The sequence below is a fragment of the Escherichia sp. E4930 genome, assembly GCF_005845405.1.
GTDB lineage: Bacteria > Pseudomonadota > Gammaproteobacteria > Enterobacterales > Enterobacteriaceae > Escherichia.
In genome coordinates this window covers 35,399-55,434 of the sequence record NZ_VCDZ01000030.1, presented here as the reverse complement: position 1 = coordinate 55,434, position 20,036 = coordinate 35,399, and the positions used below count along the sequence as shown (strand labels likewise).

The window sequence follows — 20,036 nt, the reverse complement described above, 5'->3', positions numbered from 1 at the left end:
TATGTCCAGAATCAATAAATTCGTACTTACAGTCAGTCTGCTGATTTTTATTATGATTTCGGCAGTTGCCTGCGGGATCTACACTCAAATGGTGAAAGAACGGGTGTATGGCCTGAAACAGTCCGTTATTGATACTGCTTTTGCGGTGGCAAATATTGCTGAATATCGGCGTAGTGTGGCAATTGATCTCATCAATACGCTAAATCCTACGGAAGAACAATTGCTGGTTGGCTTACGCACAGCCTATGCCGATTCGATTTCTCCTTCTTATTTGTATGATGTTGGGCCTTATCTGATTTCCAGTGATGAATGTATTCAGGTAAAGGAGTACGAGAATAACTATTGTACAAATATCATGCAGGTGGTTAAGTATTTGCATGTTAAGAATACGGGGTTTATCTCTTTTGACGGTAAAACCTTCGTCTATTATCTCTACCCGGTTAGCCATAATCGTAGTCTGATATTTTTGCTTGGGCTGGAGCGCTTTTCTTTACTGTCAAAATCACTGGTAATGGACAGCGATAACCTGATGTTCTCACTTTTTAAGAATGGCAAACCGGTTACTGGTGATGAATATAACGCCAAAAATGCCATCTTCACTGTTTCGGAAGCGATGGAGCACTTCTCCTATTTACCGACAGGATTGTATGTGTTTGCCTATAAAAAAGACGTTTATTTTCAGGTATGTACGTTGATCATCTTCTTTGCAGCATTGGTGGCAGCTATATCAGGGGCCAGCTGCCTCTATCTGGTACGCAGAGTGATCAATCGGGGCATTGTTGAAAAAGAAGCCATTATTAATAACCATTTTGACCGCGTGTTGGACGGTGGGCTTTTCTTCTCGGCGGCGGATGTCAAAAAACTCTACAGCATGTATAACTCAGCGTTTCTTGACGACCTGACCAAAGCGATGGGCAGAAAATCCTTTGACGAAGACTTAAAAGCCTTGCCGGAAAAAGGCGGATATTTGTGCCTGTTTGACGTCGATAAATTCAAGAACATTAACGACACCTTCGGCCATTTGTTGGGCGATGAAGTGTTGATTAAGGTTGTGAAAATCCTTAAATCACAAATTCCGGTGGATAAAGGCAAAGTCTATCGTTTTGGCGGCGACGAATTTGCGGTGATTTATACAGGTGGAACGCTGGAAGAGTTGCTATCGATATTAAAAGAAATCGTTCATTTCCAGGTGGGGAGCATTAATTTAAGCACCAGCATCGGCGTAGCACATTCAAATGAATGTACCACCGTTGAACGGCTGAAAATGTTGGCAGATGAGCGACTGTATAAGAGCAAGAAAAACGGCAGGGCGCAGATTAGCTGGCAATAATGTTTATTCGCAGGCCGGGAAAATAAATTTGCCCGGCCTGGCATTAATTAAACCCGACTACCCCACAAATCGTACTCATCGGCATGCTCGACTTTCACACGCAGGATTTCGCCCGGCTTAACGTTGGTTTCACCGTTGAGATAGACCGCGCCGTCGATTTCCGGCGCATCAGCCATACTGCGGCCAATCGCGCCTTCTTCATCCACTTCGTCGATGATCACCAGAATTTCACGGCCAACTTTCTCCTGCAGGCGCTCGGCGGAAATCTGTTGTTGCAGTTGCATGAAGCGATTCCAGCGTTCTTCTTTCACTTCTTCCGGGACCTGGTCCGGCAGAGCATTGGCATCTGCGCCTTCAACCGGGCTGTATTTAAAGCAGCCAACGCGATCCAGACGTGCTTCTTTCAGGAAGTCGAGCAGCATCTGGAAATCTTCTTCCGTCTCGCCAGGGAAGCCGACAATAAAGGTTGAACGCAGGGTCAGTTCTGGGCAGATTTCACGCCATTTTTTGATACGCGCCAGTTGGCGATCCACCGAACCCGGGCGCTTCATCAGTTTGAGAATACGTGGGCTGGCATGCTGCAGCGGAATATCCAGATATGGCAGGATTTTGCCTTCAGCCATCAGCGGGATAACGTCATCCACGTGCGGATAAGGGTAAACGTAGTGCAGACGTGTCCAGATCCCCAGTTTCGATAACTGTTCGCACAGGCTGACCATGCTGGTTTTTACCGGCTCGCCGTTGTGGAAGCCAGTACGGTGTTTAACATCTACGCCATAGGCGGAAGTATCCTGGGAAATCACCAGAATCTCTTTAACGCCCGCATCAACCAGACGTTTCGCTTCGCTTAATACTTCGCCAATCGGGCGGCTCACCAGATCGCCGCGCATTGAAGGAATAATGCAGAAGGTACAGCGGTGGTTACAACCTTCGGAAATCTTCAGATAGGCATAATGACGTGGGGTCAACTTAACACCCTGTTCCGGCACCAGGCTCAGGAACGGATTGTGTTTCGGTTTTGGCACGTAATGATGAACGTGCTCCAGAACCTGCTCGTAGCTATGAGGCCCGGTGATTTCCAGCACTTTCGGGTGGACTTCGCGGATCTGATCTTCTTTTGCCCCCAGACAACCAGTCACAATCACCTTGCCGTTTTCATTCAACGCTTCGCCAATGGCTTCCAGAGATTCTTGCACCGCGCTGTCAATAAAGCCGCAGGTGTTAACGATCACCATATCCGCGTCGTCATAGCTCGGTACAACGTCATAACCTTCAGTACGCAGTTCGGTCAGAATGCGCTCTGAATCGACAAGGTTTTTCGGGCAGCCAAGGGAAACAAAGCCGATTTTCGGCTGGGGAGTTACTTTGCTCATAGCTTAAAAAATATTCAGTTACAGGAAAGGTCAGGGCAGGGATTCTACAGAGTTCTGGATAAAATTTGTATCGTAATCTGGTCAACAGGTGAGGAAAACGCCCCAAATATCGGGGCGCAAATGATTGTCATGCTACTGGGTTTTCAGTTAGCGCCTCCGCAGGCTGGCTGCTGGATTTGTCCCGCAGCGTAAAGACCGAAATAATCGTGAAGCAACCGGCAATCGCCCCCAGGATGAGATAGGTTTCAGCAAAGCCAATGGTGTCATACAGATAGCCGGCAATGGGTGAATAGATTGCCGTGGCGATGGATGCCACAAAAAGCACCAGCAGGTATACCGTCGAAGAGAGTTTATGATCAAAGTTAGCCGCGATAAATTTAAACACAGACACCAGGATCAGTGGTTTTTCGATGGCGTGCATCATTTTAACGGCCGCAATCCACACTGGTCCCAGTTGGATAGCAGAACCGGCAATGCGTAGCGACATAATGGTTCCGGCAATAACCAATGCCCATTTGGCGCCAGTGCGGTTAACAAACCACGGCATCAGACAGAGAAATAAGGTTTCTCCACAGACCTGGACAGAAGCCAGAATTCCGTACCAGCGATTGCCTTCTTCTGGCGTCGGAAATTGCAGCGAAAAATATTGTGCGAATTGTTGATCGTAGGTGTCATAAATTTGCGTTACGAACAGAGTGAACATCAATAAAAACCAGAACTGACTATTTTTCGCCAGTTCAAGTGCATGGATAGCTTTCAGCGAATTGGTTTTTTCAATTTCCGCCTCGGTCAGTTCAATTTTGGTAAACATAAAGCAGATTGCGGCGATCACAATGGCACAGCTTGCCAGCCAGAAAGAGAGATTAGGGCTGGTATCAATGTATTTACCCACAATCCACGCGGCGGCAGCCCATCCCAGAGAGCCCCACATTCTTACGCGACCATATTCAAAATGATAACGGCGCGAAACTTTATCTATCCAGGAATCCAGAACGCCACAGCCAGAATTAAAAATGATCCCCAGGTAAACGCCACCCAAAACAGCGCCCAGCCAGAAGTTATGAACCAGAAGCGGGGCATACACATAAATAAAGAATGGGCCTACGGGAAGTAATAATGCGACGAGGATCCAGATGAGTTGTTTCTTAAGACCAAATTTATCGGAGATGAAACCGAAGAACGGCTGCATTAATAACGCAATGAAAGCATTAACGGAATAAAGCAATCCTGTGCGTGTGGCGGTAATTTCCAGATGCTGTGTCGTCCATATGACAAAAAATGCCATCGTTGCCGACCAGGCGAAGAGGTACAGAAAATCGAAAATACTGAGCAAAATATAATTACGTTTACCGGGCAATAACATAGCCATATCCTCAATCACTGGCGTTGGGTCATTTACCGTTGGCACAGGCATTAGCTGTGCTTACTGGTTATTGTTTTGGTATGCATCTCCGGGAATGTCATACGTTAACAATTTCATTTTTACTCTGACCCTGACCGCGATGATTAGGCAATGTGTTAAATGAATGTTTGAGATTTACATCACAATTATTGCTGATAATAAAAAAGATTTAGCGAAACAGATCACTAAATCTTTTTATGAGAACGTATTACTTTTATGCCTTTCTTGTTAGCTCATCTGCCAGTGTGCGAAGGTGTTCAGCAATATTCATCAGATCAGTCTGTGGTGAGTGCAGGGGACCAGCAGAGTTACGCACGACCAGGCGACTGGGAAGGATGGTAGAAGAGCGGAGCATCGCGTGTTCATCATCCGGCTGTAGAATTTGTTGAACGGCAATTTTCCCTTGTAAATCAAAGTCGATTGCGACGGTCGTTAGCGAAGGTTCAAAAAACGCACTCTCATAGGTGTCGTCATAGCCTATGACAGAAATATCTTGTGGGATTTTACGTTTTTGTTGATGTAAGGCGCTTAATGCCCCCAATGCCATCTGATCATTGGCTACCAGAAGAGCGGTCGCCTGTGGTGTTTCACGTAGCATCTGTAACGTCGCCAGATAGCCGCTTTGAGCGTCCCAACTACCATAATGAATGGCCAGCGGCGTCAGTTGGAGTGAAGCGAGTGTGTCGCGCCAGGTATTGAGTCGTAGCCGCGCGGGTACTGAATTTTCAGGGCCAGAGATCAAGCAAAATTGACGATGCCCCAAATCGTAAAGATGTTTCACGCTGGCGCGTGCACCTTCTGCGGGATTAAAGGTGACGTTAAATACCGGGCTATAAGGGTCCACGTCGAGAAACAAACATAATACATCGCTGTTTTCAGCAACCAGAGTTTCAGCCAATGCCGTTTCCAGTGGTGCGTTGATAATAATCTTTGTTACCCGTTGTGCTTTTAATTCATTAATTGCAGCCTGAATACCTTTAATATCAACATCGTCAATCATGGATATCAGCACCTGATATCCCTGTTCTCCGGCATATTTTTTCACTGCTGCCGCAATTTGCGAGGGGGCATGCAGGGCAAGTGAAGTTGTAACCAGCCCGACCGTTTTGCTCTCTTTCCCTACCAACTGTTGAGCTACGCGATTTGGAACGTACTTAAGTTCGGCAATGGCTTGTTCAATTTTTTGACGTGTTTTAGCAGACACGTTCGCTGAATTGTTAAGCACCCGCGACACTGTCTGATAAGAAACATTGGCATGACGAGCAACATCGGCAAGGGTTGCAGCTTTGGTTTTCATATTCGCCCCGGCTAAAAGATTTGTCACAGTATACCGCAGTGAATGTCATACGTATCACGCTCACCTGTCTCAGTGCCGGTAAGCTGAACCGACGAACCTGTTTGAAGGGAAAAAACGCGTACTTGATCACATTCCTGCCGGACATTCCTTGCATAACGAAGCAATAAATTACTAGATGACAGTATTGTGAACGAATAACATTTTTTGTCTGTTTAAAACAATTCAGGAGTCAGCATGGACAAGTACCCACCGATTATCCCCAGAGCCCCATGGTTACTTCATGGCGCTGATTACAATCCGGAGCAATGGTTACACGTCCCTGGGATTCTGGAGAAAGATATCGCCATGATGCAACAGGCTGGTTGTAACACCATGTCGGTGGGCATTTTTAGCTGGTCAATACTGGAACCCACAGAGGGTGAGTATCGCTTTGACTGGCTGGATGAGGTGCTGGATAAACTTCATGCTGGTGGGATCTCTGTCTTCCTCGCAACACCAAGCGGAGCCAAACCCGCCTGGCTTGCTGCTCGTTATCCGGAGGTTCTGAGAGTTAGCGCCTCACGCGAGAAAATGCTTCACGGTGGCCGCCATAATCACTGCCTTTCTTCGCCAGTGTATAAAGATAAAGTGACGCAAATTAACCGTAAGCTGGCGCAGCGATACGCCAATCATCCGGCGGTTCTGGGATGGCATATCAGTAATGAGTATGGCGGAGAGTGTCATTGTAATGGATGCCAACAGGCGTTTCGCCGTTGGTTGCAGACGCGTTACACCACTCTTGAGGCGCTTAATCAGGCATGGTGGACTGGCTTCTGGAGCCATACATACAGTGATTGGTCACAAATTGAATCTCCTTCCCCAATAGGTGAAATATCCAACCACGGTTTGAATCTTGATTGGCGGCGCTTTGTCACATCGCAGGTAAAAGAGTTCTATCAAATGGAAATCGCGCCGTTAAAAGCTGAACGCCCCGATTTACCTGCGACGACCAATTTTATGTGGTATTTCAATGACTACAACTACTGGGCATTAGCCGAAGTGGTTGATTTTGTGAGTTGGGATAGCTACCCCATGTGGCACAAACAGGAAGATGAACGCGCTGTAGCCTGTAAAACAGCGATGTATCACGACCTGATGCGTACCTTGAAAAATAAACCGTTTATTCTGATGGAATCCACGCCCAGCCAGACAAGCTGGCAGCCAACCAGCAAATTGAAAAAGCCAGGAATGAATATTCTTTCTTCCTTACAGGCCGTCGCTCACGGCGCAGACGGCGTGCACTATTTTCAGTGGCGTAAGAGTCGTGGTGCCGTGGAGAAGTTTCATGGTGCGGTGGTTGATCACGTCGGTCATCTGGAGACGCGTACCGGGCGCGAAGTCATACAACTGGGGCAACGGCTGGCTCATCTTAAACAATTGGTTGGGACGAAAACGCAGGCAAAAGTTGCCATTATTTTCGACTGGGAGAACCGCTGGGCGGTCAATGATGCTGCCGGGCCGCGCAATTGCGGTATCCACTACGAACAAACGGTAGTGGAGCATTATCGACCTTTCTGGGAGCAGGGCGTGGCGGTCGATATTATCAATGCTGATTGTGATCTTACGGGTTATCAGTTAGTTATCGCCCCAATGCTCTATATGGTTCGCGATGGATTTGCTGCTCGTGCTCGTGCCTATGTCGAAGCTGGTGGCAATTTTGTCACCACTTACTGGTCCGGGATTGTCAATGAAACCGATTTATGTCACCTGGGTGGGTTCCCTGGCCCGTTGCGTGACCTGATGGGCGTATGGGCTGAAGAGATTGATAGTCTTAATGATTATCAGCATAACGAAGTTATCTGCGAGCCGAATGCGTATGGACTGCAGGGGCAATGGCAGGCACGGGAATTATGTGCGGTTATTCACGCCGAAGGTGCTCAGGTTCTGGCGCGCTATGGTGAGGATTTTTATGCGGGTACACCTGCGTTAACGGTAAATCACGTCGGACAAGGTCGTGCTTTCTATGTGGCTTCGCGTAATGATGCGTCATTTCATCAAGCGTTTGCCGCGATGTTGATCGACACACTTCATCTCCCAAAAGCGCTTGCTACTGAACTTCCTGCTGGCGTTATTGCAACGCGTCGGACAGACGGCGATCAGGAATGGGTTTTTGTACAAAATTACACTGCTCATGTACAAAATGTTGTGCTTCCTGGAGCGTGGCGAGTGGCGGAAACGGGCAAGGCTTGTTCACAAGAATTAGAACTGGCGCCGTGGGGATGTGAGGTACTGGAAAGAGAAATAATGTAAATTAATATTAATAAGATGTGAAGTATTGATCCTTGACAGCATTTTGCTCAAAAAATAGCCATACTATTTAATTGCAACAAGGTTGAAAAGAGGAGGATCGAAGTATGTTCGTTGACAGACAGCGAAGCGACCTGCTGAACCGGTTGAAAGACGCACAAGTTGACCTCGCTGCATACGTGCATCTGAGGAAGGCCAAAGGATACATGTCCGTCAGCGAAAGCAATCATCTACGAGATAACTTTTTTAAACTGCATCGCGAATTGCACGATAAATCGCTGCGGTTGAATCTTCATCTGGATCAGGAAGAGTGGGGTGCTCTTCATCACGCTGAAGAAGCATTAGCGACAGCCGCAGTATGTTTGATGAGTGGGTATCATGATTGCCCAAATTTTATTACCGTCAACGCCGATAAGCTTGAAAATTGTCTGATGAGCTTAACGCTGAGTATCCAGAGCCTTGAAAAGCACACCATGCTTGAGAAGGCCTGAAAACTAAGGGGGAGAATGCATCTCCCCCTTCATGTTTAAGTTTATGTAAAAATGCATTTGTTGCGCTTTTGACTGACTACGCTTTAAGCCAGAGTCAATCCGGAGGCGTTATGCATCGACAATCTCTTTTCCTTGTGACCCTTTTCTGTGTTTCTTCCGCTCTCTGGGCGGCGCCTGCAACGGTAAATGTCGAAGTATTGCAAGACAAACTCGACCATCCCTGGGCGCTGGCCTTTTTACCCGATAATCACGGTATGTTAATCACGCTGCGTGGTGGCGAGTTGCGTCACTGGCAAGCAGGAAAAGGATTATCTGCGCCGCTGGCTGGTGTGCCGGAAGTCTGGGTGCACGGGCAGGGAGGCTTGTTGGATGTAGCTTTAGCGCCTGATTTTGCCCAGTCTCGCCGCATCTGGTTAAGTTATTCGGAACAGGGAGATGATGGCAAAGCCGGAACTGCTGTGGGGTATGGCCGCTTAAGCGATGATCTCTCAAAAGTGACCGACTTCCGCACCGTTTTTCGTCAGATGCCTAAGCTTTCTAGCGGTAACCATTTTGGTGGACGGTTGGTGTTTGACGGCAAAGGTTATTTGTTTATTGGTCTGGGGGAAAACAATCAGCGCCCGACGGCGCAGGATCTGGATAAATTACAGGGCAAACTGGTGCGTCTGACCGACCAGGGCGAGATCCCGGATGATAATCCTTTTGCAAAGGAATCCGGTGCGCGCGCTGAGATCTGGTCTTACGGCATTCGTAATCCGCAAGGGATGGCGATGAATCCGTGGAGCAATGCGCTGTGGCTGAATGAGCATGGTCCGCGCGGTGGTGATGAAATTAATATCCCGGAAAAAGGCAAAAATTACGGCTGGCCGCTGGCATCCTGGGGCATCAATTACTCGGGACTTAAAATACCGGAAGCGAAAGGGGAAATCGTTGCCGGAACCGAACAACCGATTTTCTACTGGAAAGATTCGCCTGCCGTGAGCGGTATGGCCTTCTATAACAGCGACAAATTCCCCCAGTGGCAGCAAAAATTATTTATTGGCGCGTTAAAAGACAAAGATGTCATCGTGATGAGTGTCAACGGCGACAAAGTGACAGAAGATGGCCGCATATTAACGGACAGAGGGCAGCGAATTCGTGATGTTCGCACTGGGCCCGACGGTTATTTGTACGTATTGACCGACGAGTCCAATGGCGAATTACTGAAAGTAAGTCCACGTAATAATTAGCTAACGGGGATCATCACCACTTTACGCACTGCGGGGCGTTCAGTGAGCTGTTGATACCAGCGTTCCAGATTTGGACGCGGTGTCCAGGTCAGACCGACGTTAAACAAATTGTAGATAAACGGTGCAATAGCGATATCACCCACGCCAAATTTATCACCAGAGAACCATTTCACTTTTGCCAGTTCCGCATCAAGAAGGGCAAACAGAGCGTCGCATTCCTTGCAACTGGCATCAATGGCGGCCTGGTCGCGCTCTTCAGGCGGTGTTCTGACCAATCCCATCAGGATCCCGCGATGGGCATTACTGAGCGTCTGGTTTGCCCAGTCCATCCATTTTTCCGCTTCTGCACGACGTGCTGGCGAGTCGATCCACAAGCGGTTTTGCCCGTACTGTGCTGCCAGGTAGCGGACAATGGCGTTCGATTCCCAGAGAATTAAATCACTTTCGTCGTCGCGCAACAGCGGCACCAGCCCGTTGGGATTCATCGCCAGAAAGTCGGCGTCATGGTTTACTCCAAACTCACGGCCCGCGAGAATTTGCTCATAAGGTAGATCCAGTTCTTCGAGCGTCAGCAACACTTTTTTTACGTTGGTTGAATTATTCCGACCCCACAGCGTAATCATACTCACCCCTTTTTACACAGGCAGCCACAGGCTGAACAGGACTCTGATGGTGGAGTAAAGTTAACTTTTAAGCAACAGTTGGCAAAAAAATGACGCCAGAAGCAGCGAAGCGGCAGGATATTGCATAAACTTTAAAAACTTTACCAACTTACGGTTTCTTTAAGTTTGTGTGTGCGTTATTAATCACCGAACTTATCATACGGCGATATAACGTATTTTTTTTGAATGGATACTCGGGTGGCATTTATGACGCAATACTCCTCTCTCCTTCGTGGTCTTGCAGCGGGTTCTGCATTTTTATTCCTTTTTGCCCCAACGGCATTCGCGGCGGAACAAACCGTTGACGCGCCGAGCGTGGATGCGCGTGCATGGATTTTAATGGATTACGCCAGCGGAAAAGTGCTGGCTGAAGGTAATGCGGATGAGAAACTGGACCCAGCCAGTCTGACCAAAATCATGACCAGCTATGTGGTTGGGCAGGCGCTCAAGGCCGATAAGATTAAACTCACCGATATGGTGACGGTCGGTAAAGATGCCTGGGCGACGGGGAATCCGGCGCTGCGCGGTTCATCGGTGATGTTCCTCAAACCGGGCGATCAGGTTTCGGTGGCCGATTTAAACAAAGGCGTGATTATTCAGTCCGGTAATGACGCCTGTATTGCGCTGGCAGATTACGTCGCGGGCAGTCAGGAGTCATTTATTGGCTTGATGAATGGTTATGCTAAAAAATTGGGCCTGACCAACACCACCTTCCAGACGGTGCACGGCCTCGACGCACCGGGGCAGTTCAGTACCGCACGCGATATGGCCTTGCTGGGCAAAGCGTTAATCCACGATGTACCGGAAGAGTACGCCATTCATAAAGAGAAGGAATTTACCTTCAACAAGATTCGCCAGCCTAACCGTAACCGTCTGCTGTGGAGTAGTAATGTCAATGTCGATGGCATGAAGACCGGTACTACGGCAGGAGCCGGTTACAACCTGGTGGCCTCCGCGACCCAGGGCGACATGCGTTTGATCTCTGTGGTACTGGGAGCGAAAACCGATCGTATCCGTTTTAATGAGTCCGAAAAGTTGCTCACCTGGGGCTTCCGTTTCTTTGAAACCGTGACACCAATTAAGCCTGATGCCACCTTTGTGACCCAGCGAGTCTGGTTTGGCGATAAGAGTGAAGTGAATCTCGGTGCTGGCGAAGGCGGATCGGTGACTATTCCGCGTGGACAACTGAAAAAACTGAAAGCCAGTTATACATTAACCGAACCGCAGCTCACCGCACCGCTGAAAAAAGGCCAGGTCGTCGGAACCATTGATTTCCAGCTTAATGGTAAATCTATTGAACAGCGTCCGCTGATCGTAATGGAGAATGTGGAAGAGGGTGGATTCTTTGGTCGGATGTGGGATTTTGTGATGATGAAATTCCATCAGTGGTTTGGTAGCTGGTTCTCTTAATCTTGAGATGACCGGATGACGCGTTGACGTCATCCGGCGATGCTTAATTAATACATTAACTTAATACGCTGCGTTTGCGCGTACTTCACATACTCATCTTCCGGACTACGATCGCTTACTACGATATCAAAGCGTTTCAGGTCGCCCATGCGCGCCGGACGTACTTTACCAAACTTACTGTGGTCGACAACCAGCACATGCTTTTGCGCCATCGACATAGCCCAGTGTTTTACCGGCAACTCTTCAAGATTAAAACAGGTTGCGCCTTTTTTGATATGTACACCCGCAGCGGAATAAAAAGCGATATCCGGACAAAAATTATTCAGCGTTTGTTGAAAATCGATAGGTTTGAAGATGGCGTTGCTGGCGTGAAATTCTCCACCACTAAGAAACGCCCGGCAATGTGGTTTCTCTTGCAGCGCCAGAAAGGTATTTAGTGAATAACAAACGGCGGTGAAAGGGATTTCATTATCAATCGCTTCAATAATCCAGGGCGTAGTGGTGCCGCAGTCAAAAAAGAGGGTCTGACCGGGTTCTACCAACGTCGCGGCCAGTTTCGCAGCGCGGCGTTTTTCTTCCACCAGACGGGATTTTTGGTCGCTTAGCAGGTAATGGCTGGCGCTGCGTGGTTCGAGAACGATATAGCCGCCGAGTAATACGACGGGGGCGCTGTTGTTATTCAGGTCGCGACGAATCGTCATCTCTGAAACCCCAAGTAGGGCGGCGGCGTCCTTCAGATGTAACTTATCGCTGCGTTTTAATTCCTGGAGTAATTGCCCGATGCGCTCTTCGCGACGTGTTTCCATATTCCCTCTGAATAGTTATTGAAGCGAGCCGCCTGATATTACACGTTTTATCCGAAATCAGCCACGTACCCAGCCTTTACGGATCGGTAAGGCGAAACAGAAGCGATACCACGATTGCAGTCGCTGGTAGAGCATCGCCCCCGCAGCTTGCCAGATAATCTGCGCGCTAAGGCAACCAATCATTCCTGCCAACAATCCACCAAGCATATCCAGTGGCCAGTGGACGCCAAGGTAGACCCGCGACCAGGCAATAATTACGGCCAGCACCATGAGAAGTGATCCGGACCACAAACGATGCCAGATTAAAAATGCCAGAGCGAAGGTGAAGATCACCGTGCCGTGATCGCTCGGGAAAGAGTCATCCGCCGCATGGTGCAGGAAGTTATAGCCGATATTCTCGACAAACGGGCGGTCATGCGGAAATAAATGACCCATCCCCCAGGAAACAAACAGACTTACAGCCAGTGCGATCGCTATTTTTATCACTATCTGCCGTTGCGCCGTACGTCCCCACAGCCAAAGTACCCCGGCCAGTAGCGGCACCACAGTAATCAAATCTTTGGCAATAAAAATCGCCAACGAGATCATCCACGGAGAAGAATCTGGCGTGGCATTAATTAGAGAGAATAATGAGTAATTGAGATTTTCCAGCATAACTTTCAGACTCATAAGGTGTTTAATGGGGAGCCGTCAGGCAAGGCGGTGAGAATAAGGTGCATGTTAAACAGGGTAAAGCGGCATCGTCTTATTTCTCATAAGCGGCCCGTATTACGTGAAGTAATGGTAACGCGCGGTAGTTAAATAAAGCTTAAAAAAGAGAATCTAATCGCCGATTAATGTAAGAATGTGCTTAAGGAGCAAAAATTGCTTTCTCGTTAGCCACGCTTTTATTAAACTTTGCGCGATTATTATTGGCGAAGAAATTGCATGCAAAATAGATTAGCTAATGGTGCCAGACTTGGACGTCAGGCATTACTTTTCCCTCTCTGTCTGGTGCTCTACGAATTCTCAACCTATATCGGTAACGATATGATTCAGCCCGGTATGTTGGCCGTGGTGGAACAGTACCAGGCGGGCATTGATTGGGTTCCTACCTCGATGACCGCGTACCTTGCGGGTGGGATGTTTTTACAGTGGCTGCTGGGGCCATTGTCGGATCGTATTGGTCGCCGTCCGGTGATGTTGGCGGGCGTAGTGTGGTTTATCATCACTTGTCTGGCGATATTACTGGCGCAAAACATTGAACAATTCACGCTGTTGCGCTTCTTGCAGGGCATAAGCCTCTGTTTCATTGGCGCTGTGGGTTACGCCGCAATTCAGGAATCCTTCGAAGAGGCGGTTTGTATCAAGATCACCGCGCTGATGGCGAATGTGGCGCTGATTGCTCCGCTACTCGGCCCGTTGGTGGGCGCGGCGTGGATCCATGTGCTGCCCTGGGAAGGGATGTTTGTATTATTTGCCGCATTGGCAACGATCTCCTTCTTCGGCCTGCAACGTGCCATGCCAGAAACCGCCACGCGTATAGGCGAGAAACTGTCGCTGAAAGAGCTCGGGCGTGACTACAAGCTGGTTCTGAAGAATGGCCGCTTTGTTGCGGGGGCGCTGGCGCTGGGATTCGTTAGCCTGCCGTTGTTGGCGTGGATCGCCCAGTCGCCGATTATCATCATTACCGGCGAGCAGTTGAGCAGCTATGAATATGGTTTGCTGCAAGTTCCCATTTTCGGCGCATTAATTGCGGGGAACCTACTGCTGGCGCGACTGACCTCGCGTCGCACCGTACGTTCGCTGATCATTATGGGCGGTTGGCCGATTATGATTGGTCTGTTGGTCGCCGCTGCGGCAACGGTCATCTCATCGCACGCGTATTTGTGGATGACCGCTGGGTTAAGTATTTATGCTTTTGGTATTGGTCTGGCGAATGCGGGACTGGTGCGTCTGACGTTGTTTGCCAGCGATATGAGTAAAGGTACGGTTTCTGCGGCGATGGGGATGTTGCAAATGCTGATTTTCACTGTCGGTATTGAGATCAGTAAACACGCGTATCTGAACGGCGGCAATGGTCTGTTTAATCTCTTCAACCTTGCCAACGGAATTTTGTGGCTGCTGCTGATGTTTATCTTTTTAAAAGATAAACAGGTAGGAAATTCGCACGAAGGGTAAAAAAATGCCTGATTGCACAATGCAATCAGGCATTTTCGTATTAATGGTGATGGTCATCGATCTGATGTTCGATAACCATTCCTTCGCCAACGCTGGCAAGGTGACGAACATACGGATGTGGACGGTAAGCTGGAGCAGGAGTTGGAGCCACATAGACGGTTTGCGGCACAGTAGCGACACTGACTGCTTGTGGAACGCTGACAGAATCAGGGACCACTACCACTTTGTATCCACTCGGCACATCGACGGTAACGCTTTGCGCCATCGTTGCACCGGCAAAGCTCATGAGAAACGCGCCCAGCAAAACATAATTCTTCATAATCATTTCGCCTGAAATAATCCGGTGAGTTAATTTCTGCGAATTATGCAGCCTTCATTCAGGCGTTGTGTTGCCGGGCGTGCTGCCGTTTTATTGATTAAATGGCGCTTCGTGTTTAAGAACTTTATCAATCACGTCCAGTACGCCTTCACGGTTATTGGAACCTGCACGATATTTCGCCGCTGCAACAACCGCGCTGCCGGCATTTTCCATTGCGAAGCTGTACCCTGCCTGACGCAGCATCTCAATATCATTACCGCCATCACCAAAGACCACGACTTCGCTGTCGTCTATTCCCCATAATTTCTGGAGTTGACGCAGACCATTGGCTTTATGCACGCCGGGGATGATTAAATCGATGCTGCCGTTGCCGGTATGCACTGGCACCATAATATCGCCGATGGCTTCATGTAATGCTTTCTGCACTTGTGGAATCAGTTCATCGGAAAGATTCAGGCCAAACTTGAAGAAGATATCTTCTAAGTTGTCAAAGTTATCGACGTATTCCAGACGGTGATAATACATTTCCGCCACAGTTTTCATGGCATCGTCATATTTTTTGAGGGTATAGGCGCTATTTTTACCGCAGGCAATAATCTCCACTTCCGGGCGCGTCAGCAAATGCGCCACGACAGTGGCAAAAGCATCTTTCGATAGCTCACCATTAAAAACATCTTTGCCTTCGCTCACTACCCAGCCGCCATTTTCCGCCACAAAAGCAATTTCATCGGCAATTTCGGGGAAGAATGAGATCAACTGATAATATTGATTCCCGCTGGCAACCACAAAGCGAATACCTTGTGCTTTCATCTGCTGATATTGGGCCATAAACCGCTCGCGGTTATAGGTTTTTTGATCGCTTAAGAAAGTACCGTCCATGTCTACCGCAATTAATTTAATGCCCATCAACTATTCTCCATCGCAGTCTGCGTTTTTGTATTGGGTTTGGCGACGGCTTTTGCGACGATAGCCGCGAGAATAACCAGCGCCAGTACAACCAGCATTGCACTACGTAATCCATAATGTTCGCCGAGATAGCCCAGCAGCGGCGGCCCGACGAGGAAAGCCAGATAACCGGTCGTTGCCACAACGCTGACACGGGTTGGCGCATCGGGGCCGGTATCACTGGCGGCTGAAATGGTCAGCGGGAAGCCCAGCGAGGCACCCAGTCCCCAAAGAACGACAGATACCCCGGCGACCCAGGCGCTATCAACAAAAATAATTAGCCCGATACCCAACGCACCCATTAGTGCACTGGCACGTACCACGGCAACGCGGCTGTAGCGATCAATAAACCAGCCGCCGGTAAAACGTCCAACGGTCATCCCCAGGGTAAAACCGGCATAAATCAGCGAGCCGGAAGTAGGGCTAAAACCGTGACCATCAACCATTAATAAGGGTAACCAGTCGTTGGCAGAACCTTCTGCAAAAGCCATTGCCAGCACCACGACACCAATTAATAGCAACTGAATATCGCGATAAAAAGGAACCCCTTTTTCACTATGCTGCGTGCCATCGGCAGCATTTTTTCCCGTACCGTCAGGGATTGCCTGAATAGCGATAAAAATAGGCGCGATGCCCACCAGCGCCGCCAGCAAAATGTGAACAGTTGCCGGAACTCCAAAGGCCGTCAGCGCCATCCCTACACCAGCCCCCGCCAGCGTACCGAGGCTGTAGAAGCCATGCATCATCGGCAAAACCGTTTTATTCATTTCTCTCTCAACGGCAGCACCTTCAACGTTTATCGCCACTTCTGCGGAACCAAAACTGGCGCCAAAAACGCCAAGACCAACGGCAAAGAGCACAGGAGATGTCAGCCAGAGCGCCAGACTTAATATCATCATCCCGATCAATGCGCAGGACATCGTGACCAGGATGACATTACGCGTCCCAAAGCGTTTTACTAACCACGCCGAGCAGAGAATACCGCTCATCGAACCGATTGACAGACCAAAGAGCACTCCGCCCATTTCGGCGATAGAGACAGAAAGAATGTCGCGGATAGCGGGCGTTCTGGTTGCCCAGGAAGCCATTAGAAGGCCCGGCAAAAAGAAGAACATGAACAGCGCCCAGGTACGGCGTTTCAAGGCATTACGTGAAGAATTTACTGTCATAGATCACGTCAAAAAAAGAAGAGAGAAGACAACCTTAGCAAGGTTGTGTACATTTGTACACAATTGCAGAGAGAGGAAATGACATGCGTCGCGCTAACGATCCACAACGGCGAGAAAAAATCATCCAGGCCACTCTCGAGGCGGTGAAACTTTACGGAATACATGCCGTGACGCACCGTAAAATAGCTACCCTTGCCGGGGTACCGTTAGGGTCGATGACCTACTATTTTTCAGGAATTGATGAGCTATTACTGGAGGCGTTCAGTAGCTTTACGCAGACTATGTCACGGCAATATCAGGCATTTTTTCTCGATGTCAGAGATGCCCCCAGTGCCTGCCAGGCCATCACAGAAATGATCTACAGCTCGCAGGTTGCAACGCCGGACAACATGGAACTGATGTATCAACTCTACGCGCTGGCCAGTCGAAAACCGTTATTAAAAACAGTGATGCAAAACTGGATGCAGCGCAGTCAGCAAACACTCGAACAATGGTTTGAACCTGGAACGGCCCGGGCTCTGGATGCTTTTATTGAAGGGATGACGCTGCATTTTGTCACTGACCGTAAGCCGCTATCGCGCGAGGAGATTTTACGGATGGTGGCACGAGTGGCGGGGCAGGAGATAAATTTCAGGCAACAAAAAACCCATCAACCTTGAACCGAAATGGCGGGGTTGATGGGCTCCACAAAATGGGGACATCAAAGAAAAGCAGTGGCACTAATTAAGACTGATGCCCCAAAGAAAAGTTCGCCGATTGTACAAAAAAATTTCATTTTCAGGGCAACTTCAGTTTTTATCCGAGTCCTGGCCATACCATGACAATGATTGTCCCGGCCAGCGTTAGCAGTACGTTAGCTATTGCATAAGTACCCGCATAACCTAAGGCCGGGATGTTACTGCGTGCGGTGTCGCTGATGATCTCCATTGCCGGAGCACAAGTACGCGCGCCCATCATCGCGCCGAACAGGAGTGCGCGGTTCATACGCAGTACATAAGCGCCGAACAGGAAGCAGATAACCACCGGCACCAGACTGACAATCAATCCGGCAATTAACATCTGACCACCGATCGCGCCCAGGCCGTTATTAATGCCGCTACCGGCGCTTAAACCAACGCCTGCCATAAACACCATCAAGCCGAACTCTTTCACCATGCTTAACGCCCCCTGCGGAATGTAACCGAAGGTCGGGTGGTTAGCGCGCATAAAGCCCAACATAATGCCGGCGAATAACAAGCCAGCAGCGTTACCCATGCCGAAGCTAAATGTACTGAACTGGAAGGTGATCATCCCGATCATCAGGCCAATAACAAAGAACGCGCAGAATGCCAGCAGGTCTGTGACCTGGCTGTGAATCGAGATAAAGCCGATGCGGTCAGCAATGGTTTTCACGCGACGGGCATCGCCGCTCACCTGCAAAACATCACCTTTATTAAGCACAACGTTGTCATCAATTGGCATCTCAATCTGGCTGCGGATGACGCGGTTAAGGAAGCAACCGTGATCGGTCAACTTCAGTTGTGCCAGACGTTTACCTACCGCGTTATGGTTTTTGACGACGACCTCTTCAGTGACGATACGCATGTCGAGAAGGTCACGATCAAAAACTTCTTTACCGTTACGGAAGCTGGGATCGAGGCGGGCATGGGCGTCTGGATATCCCACTAACGCTATCTCATCGCCCATTTGCAGCACGGCGTCGCCATCCGGATTTGCCAGAATCCCGTTACGACGAATACGTTCAATGTAGCAACCAGTTTGACGATAAATACCCAATTCACGCAGATTTTTGCCGTCGGTCCAGGCCACCAGCTCCGGGCCGACACGGTAGGCGCGGATCACCGGCAAATAAACTTTTCGGCTGGCATCGGTGTCCAGGCCACGTTCGCGAGCGATTTGTTGGGCGCTGGTCTGTAAATCCTGATGTTGCAACTTCGGTAAATAACGTGCACCGACAATTAAACTCACCAGGCCAATTAAATAAGTTAACGCATACCCAAGGCTTAGATTATCCAGTGCTGTGGAGAGCTGTCCGCTTTCCATACCGGAATGGCGTAATGTGTCGCCAGCACCGACCAGAACCGGTGTCGATGTCATGGAGCCAGCCAACATACCGGCCGTCAGACCGATATCCCAGCCAAACAGCTTACCCAACCCTAAGGCGATCGCCAGCGCACTGCTAACCATCACCAGAGCTAACATTAGGTAATTTTTCCCATCGCGGAAAAAAATGGAAAAAAAGTTGGGTCCGGCTTCGACCCCGACGCAGAAAATAAACAACATAAAGCCAAGATTAAGCGCGTCGGTGTTAATGCTGAAATGTTGTTGCCCTAATAGTAATGATACGACTAAAACGCCAATGGAATTACCCAGTTGGATTGAACCAAGTCGTAATTTTCCTAGACATAGTCCAAGCGCAAGGACTACAAATAATAACAGAATGTAATTCCCATTTAACAATTCGGCGACGTTTATATTCACGGAGACTAACTTCTTGTTTACGAGTAAGCTGTTGAAAGAAATGGTAATTTAAGATAATGTTTTTACCTGAAATCAGGGCGCGGATTCATTCAGCGCACATAAGCAATAGTAAAGAAACAATATATTTTACTAGTGTAATCACATTAAGTACCAACGGCTATAAAAATTGCGTTGGCCTATATTAGCATGGAATGCGAAGCGGCTTTATCTTACTGAACGCCATAGTGGCGAAAATGTGTTCGATAGAGGCAGTGTCAGGAGGAGCGAGTGAAACATAAACAACGTTGGGCGGGGGCAATCTGCTGTTTTGTCCTCTTCATTGTAGTGTGCCTGTTCCTGGCGACGCAAATGAAAGGCGCTTTTCGGGCTGCCGGGCATCCTGAAATCGGCTTGCTGTTTTTCATTCTTCCTGGGGCGGTTGCCAGCTTTTTTTCGCAGCGTAGAGAAGTCCTTAAACCGCTGTTTGGCGCAATGCTGGCGGCACCGTGTTCTATGTTAATTATGCGTCTGTTTTTTTCACCAACACGCTCATTCTGGCAAGAGCTGGCGTGGTTATTGAGCGCCGTCTTCTGGTGTGCGTTGGGAGCGTTGTGTTTCTTGTTTATTAGTAGTTTGTTCAAGTCACAGCACAGAAAAAATCAATAAAGCCCTCAAACAGAGAGGGCTTATCCGGCAA

The 20,036-nt window shown here is 48.8% G+C and carries 18 protein-coding genes; 8 read left to right on the top strand and 10 right to left on the bottom strand.

The features are described 5' to 3' along the window. Position 1 precedes the first annotated feature (1 nt). Complete coding sequence (locus FFT88_RS22435) at positions 2-1,330, top strand: GGDEF domain-containing protein (protein ID WP_135405742.1); 1,329 nt, start codon at positions 2-4, stop codon at positions 1,328-1,330. Positions 1,331-1,377: 47 nt separating this feature from the next. Here FFT88_RS22435 and rimO read toward each other — a convergent pair whose 3' ends face one another. The 3 genes from rimO to FFT88_RS22420 all read right to left on the bottom strand — a co-directional run bounded on the left by rimO (position 1,378) and on the right by FFT88_RS22420 (position 5,402). Continuing rightward, positions 1,378-2,703, bottom strand: a complete 1,326-nt coding sequence (gene rimO / locus FFT88_RS22430; protein ID WP_135405741.1) for a 30S ribosomal protein S12 methylthiotransferase RimO — start codon at positions 2,701-2,703, stop codon at positions 1,378-1,380. A gap of 127 nt (positions 2,704-2,830) precedes the next feature. Next, positions 2,831-4,066, bottom strand: coding sequence for an oligosaccharide MFS transporter (locus tag FFT88_RS22425; RefSeq protein ID WP_130215051.1), 1,236 nt, complete (start codon positions 4,064-4,066; stop codon positions 2,831-2,833). A gap of 253 nt (positions 4,067-4,319) precedes the next feature. After that, positions 4,320-5,402 carry a LacI family DNA-binding transcriptional regulator gene (locus tag FFT88_RS22420; protein ID WP_135405740.1) on the bottom strand — a complete coding sequence of 361 codons (1,083 nt, stop codon included), beginning with the start codon at positions 5,400-5,402 and terminating at the stop codon, positions 4,320-4,322. 234 nt (positions 5,403-5,636) lie between these two features. Here FFT88_RS22420 and FFT88_RS22415 point away from each other — a divergent pair, with 234 nt between their 5' ends. From FFT88_RS22415 to yliI, 3 genes are all read left to right on the top strand, one after another. Beyond that, complete coding sequence (locus FFT88_RS22415; protein ID WP_135405739.1) at positions 5,637-7,691, top strand: beta-galactosidase; 2,055 nt, start codon at positions 5,637-5,639, stop codon at positions 7,689-7,691. A gap of 104 nt (positions 7,692-7,795) precedes the next feature. After that, positions 7,796-8,179: a biofilm formation regulator BssR gene (gene bssR, locus FFT88_RS22410; protein WP_135405738.1), complete on the top strand. Its 384-nt coding sequence runs from the start codon at positions 7,796-7,798 to the stop codon at positions 8,177-8,179. 110 nt (positions 8,180-8,289) lie between these two features. Then, positions 8,290-9,408, top strand: a complete 1,119-nt coding sequence (yliI, locus tag FFT88_RS22405; RefSeq protein WP_135405737.1) for an aldose sugar dehydrogenase YliI — start codon at positions 8,290-8,292, stop codon at positions 9,406-9,408. Here the strand turns inward: yliI and gstB are convergent. After that, a complete protein-coding gene (gene gstB, locus FFT88_RS22400; RefSeq protein WP_130222154.1) occupies positions 9,405-10,031 on the bottom strand; it encodes a glutathione S-transferase GstB in 627 nt (208 codons plus the stop codon). The genes yliI and gstB overlap by 4 nt on opposite strands. A 246-nt stretch (positions 10,032-10,277) precedes the next feature. Here gstB and dacC point away from each other — a divergent pair, with 246 nt between their 5' ends. After that, entirely contained in the window at positions 10,278-11,480 is a 1,203-nt protein-coding gene (dacC, locus tag FFT88_RS22395; protein WP_135405736.1) for a serine-type D-Ala-D-Ala carboxypeptidase, read from the top strand. A 47-nt stretch (positions 11,481-11,527) separates the two neighbouring features. Here dacC and deoR read toward each other — a convergent pair whose 3' ends face one another. Then, on the bottom strand, positions 11,528-12,286 hold the full coding sequence (gene deoR, locus FFT88_RS22390; RefSeq protein ID WP_130222152.1) for a DNA-binding transcriptional repressor DeoR: 759 nt from the start codon (positions 12,284-12,286) through the stop codon (positions 11,528-11,530). A gap of 57 nt (positions 12,287-12,343) precedes the next feature. Further along, positions 12,344-12,940: an undecaprenyl-diphosphate phosphatase gene (gene ybjG, locus FFT88_RS22385; protein WP_130215049.1), complete on the bottom strand. Its 597-nt coding sequence runs from the start codon at positions 12,938-12,940 to the stop codon at positions 12,344-12,346. Positions 12,941-13,213: 273 nt separating this feature from the next. Between ybjG and mdfA the strand changes: the two genes are divergently transcribed. Then, a complete protein-coding gene (gene mdfA / locus FFT88_RS22380; RefSeq protein WP_130205191.1) occupies positions 13,214-14,446 on the top strand; it encodes a multidrug efflux MFS transporter MdfA in 1,233 nt (410 codons plus the stop codon). Positions 14,447-14,486: 40 nt separating this feature from the next. Here mdfA and ybjH read toward each other — a convergent pair whose 3' ends face one another. The 3 genes from ybjH to FFT88_RS22365 all read right to left on the bottom strand — a co-directional run bounded on the left by ybjH (position 14,487) and on the right by FFT88_RS22365 (position 16,879). Continuing rightward, positions 14,487-14,771, bottom strand: coding sequence for a protein YbjH (gene ybjH, locus FFT88_RS22375; RefSeq protein ID WP_074399644.1), 285 nt, complete (start codon positions 14,769-14,771; stop codon positions 14,487-14,489). Between the two features lie 84 nt (positions 14,772-14,855). Then, complete coding sequence (gene ybjI / locus FFT88_RS22370) at positions 14,856-15,671, bottom strand: 5-amino-6-(5-phospho-D-ribitylamino)uracil phosphatase (RefSeq protein ID WP_130205195.1); 816 nt, start codon at positions 15,669-15,671, stop codon at positions 14,856-14,858. Further along, entirely contained in the window at positions 15,671-16,879 is a 1,209-nt protein-coding gene (locus tag FFT88_RS22365; RefSeq protein ID WP_135405735.1) for an MFS transporter, read from the bottom strand. The genes ybjI and FFT88_RS22365 overlap by 1 nt, the downstream gene beginning before the upstream one ends. A gap of 83 nt (positions 16,880-16,962) precedes the next feature. On the opposite strand from FFT88_RS22365, the gene rcdA reads away from it, so the two are divergent. Next, on the top strand, positions 16,963-17,538 hold the full coding sequence (gene rcdA / locus FFT88_RS22360; protein ID WP_130214746.1) for a DNA-binding transcriptional regulator RcdA: 576 nt from the start codon (positions 16,963-16,965) through the stop codon (positions 17,536-17,538). Positions 17,539-17,674: 136 nt separating this feature from the next. On the opposite strand, the gene FFT88_RS22355 is transcribed toward rcdA, so the two are convergent. Beyond that, positions 17,675-19,360, bottom strand: coding sequence for an aspartate:alanine antiporter (locus FFT88_RS22355; RefSeq protein ID WP_130205201.1), 1,686 nt, complete (start codon positions 19,358-19,360; stop codon positions 17,675-17,677). A 267-nt stretch (positions 19,361-19,627) separates the two neighbouring features. Here FFT88_RS22355 and FFT88_RS22350 point away from each other — a divergent pair, with 267 nt between their 5' ends. Beyond that, positions 19,628-20,005 carry an inner membrane protein YbjM gene (locus FFT88_RS22350; RefSeq protein ID WP_130205203.1) on the top strand — a complete coding sequence of 126 codons (378 nt, stop codon included), beginning with the start codon at positions 19,628-19,630 and terminating at the stop codon, positions 20,003-20,005. The last annotated feature ends 31 nt before the right edge of the window (positions 20,006-20,036 follow it).

Bases quoted from the DNA above. Each gene is read 5' to 3' on its own strand.
- ybjG (WP_130215049.1), bottom strand. From the start codon at position 12,940: ATGCTGGAAAATCTCAATTACTCATTATTCTCTCTAATTAATGCCACG.
- deoR (WP_130222152.1), bottom strand. From the start codon at position 12,286: ATGGAAACACGTCGCGAAGAGCGCATCGGGCAATTACTCCAGGAATTA.
- ybjI (WP_130205195.1), bottom strand. From the start codon at position 15,671: ATGGGCATTAAATTAATTGCGGTAGACATGGACGGTACTTTCTTAAGC.
- FFT88_RS22435 (WP_135405742.1), top strand. From the start codon at position 2: ATGTCCAGAATCAATAAATTCGTACTTACAGTCAGTCTGCTGATTTTT.
- gstB (WP_130222154.1), bottom strand. From the start codon at position 10,031: ATGATTACGCTGTGGGGTCGGAATAATTCAACCAACGTAAAAAAAGTG.
- FFT88_RS22365 (WP_135405735.1), bottom strand. From the start codon at position 16,879: ATGACAGTAAATTCTTCACGTAATGCCTTGAAACGCCGTACCTGGGCG.
- rimO (WP_135405741.1), bottom strand. From the start codon at position 2,703: ATGAGCAAAGTAACTCCCCAGCCGAAAATCGGCTTTGTTTCCCTTGGC.
- FFT88_RS22420 (WP_135405740.1), bottom strand. From the start codon at position 5,402: ATGAAAACCAAAGCTGCAACCCTTGCCGATGTTGCTCGTCATGCCAAT.
- FFT88_RS22415 (WP_135405739.1), top strand. From the start codon at position 5,637: ATGGACAAGTACCCACCGATTATCCCCAGAGCCCCATGGTTACTTCAT.
- ybjH (WP_074399644.1), bottom strand. From the start codon at position 14,771: ATGATTATGAAGAATTATGTTTTGCTGGGCGCGTTTCTCATGAGCTTT.
- mdfA (WP_130205191.1), top strand. From the start codon at position 13,214: ATGCAAAATAGATTAGCTAATGGTGCCAGACTTGGACGTCAGGCATTA.
- bssR (WP_135405738.1), top strand. From the start codon at position 7,796: ATGTTCGTTGACAGACAGCGAAGCGACCTGCTGAACCGGTTGAAAGAC.
- dacC (WP_135405736.1), top strand. From the start codon at position 10,278: ATGACGCAATACTCCTCTCTCCTTCGTGGTCTTGCAGCGGGTTCTGCA.
- FFT88_RS22425 (WP_130215051.1), bottom strand. From the start codon at position 4,066: ATGTTATTGCCCGGTAAACGTAATTATATTTTGCTCAGTATTTTCGAT.
- yliI (WP_135405737.1), top strand. From the start codon at position 8,290: ATGCATCGACAATCTCTTTTCCTTGTGACCCTTTTCTGTGTTTCTTCC.
- rcdA (WP_130214746.1), top strand. From the start codon at position 16,963: ATGCGTCGCGCTAACGATCCACAACGGCGAGAAAAAATCATCCAGGCC.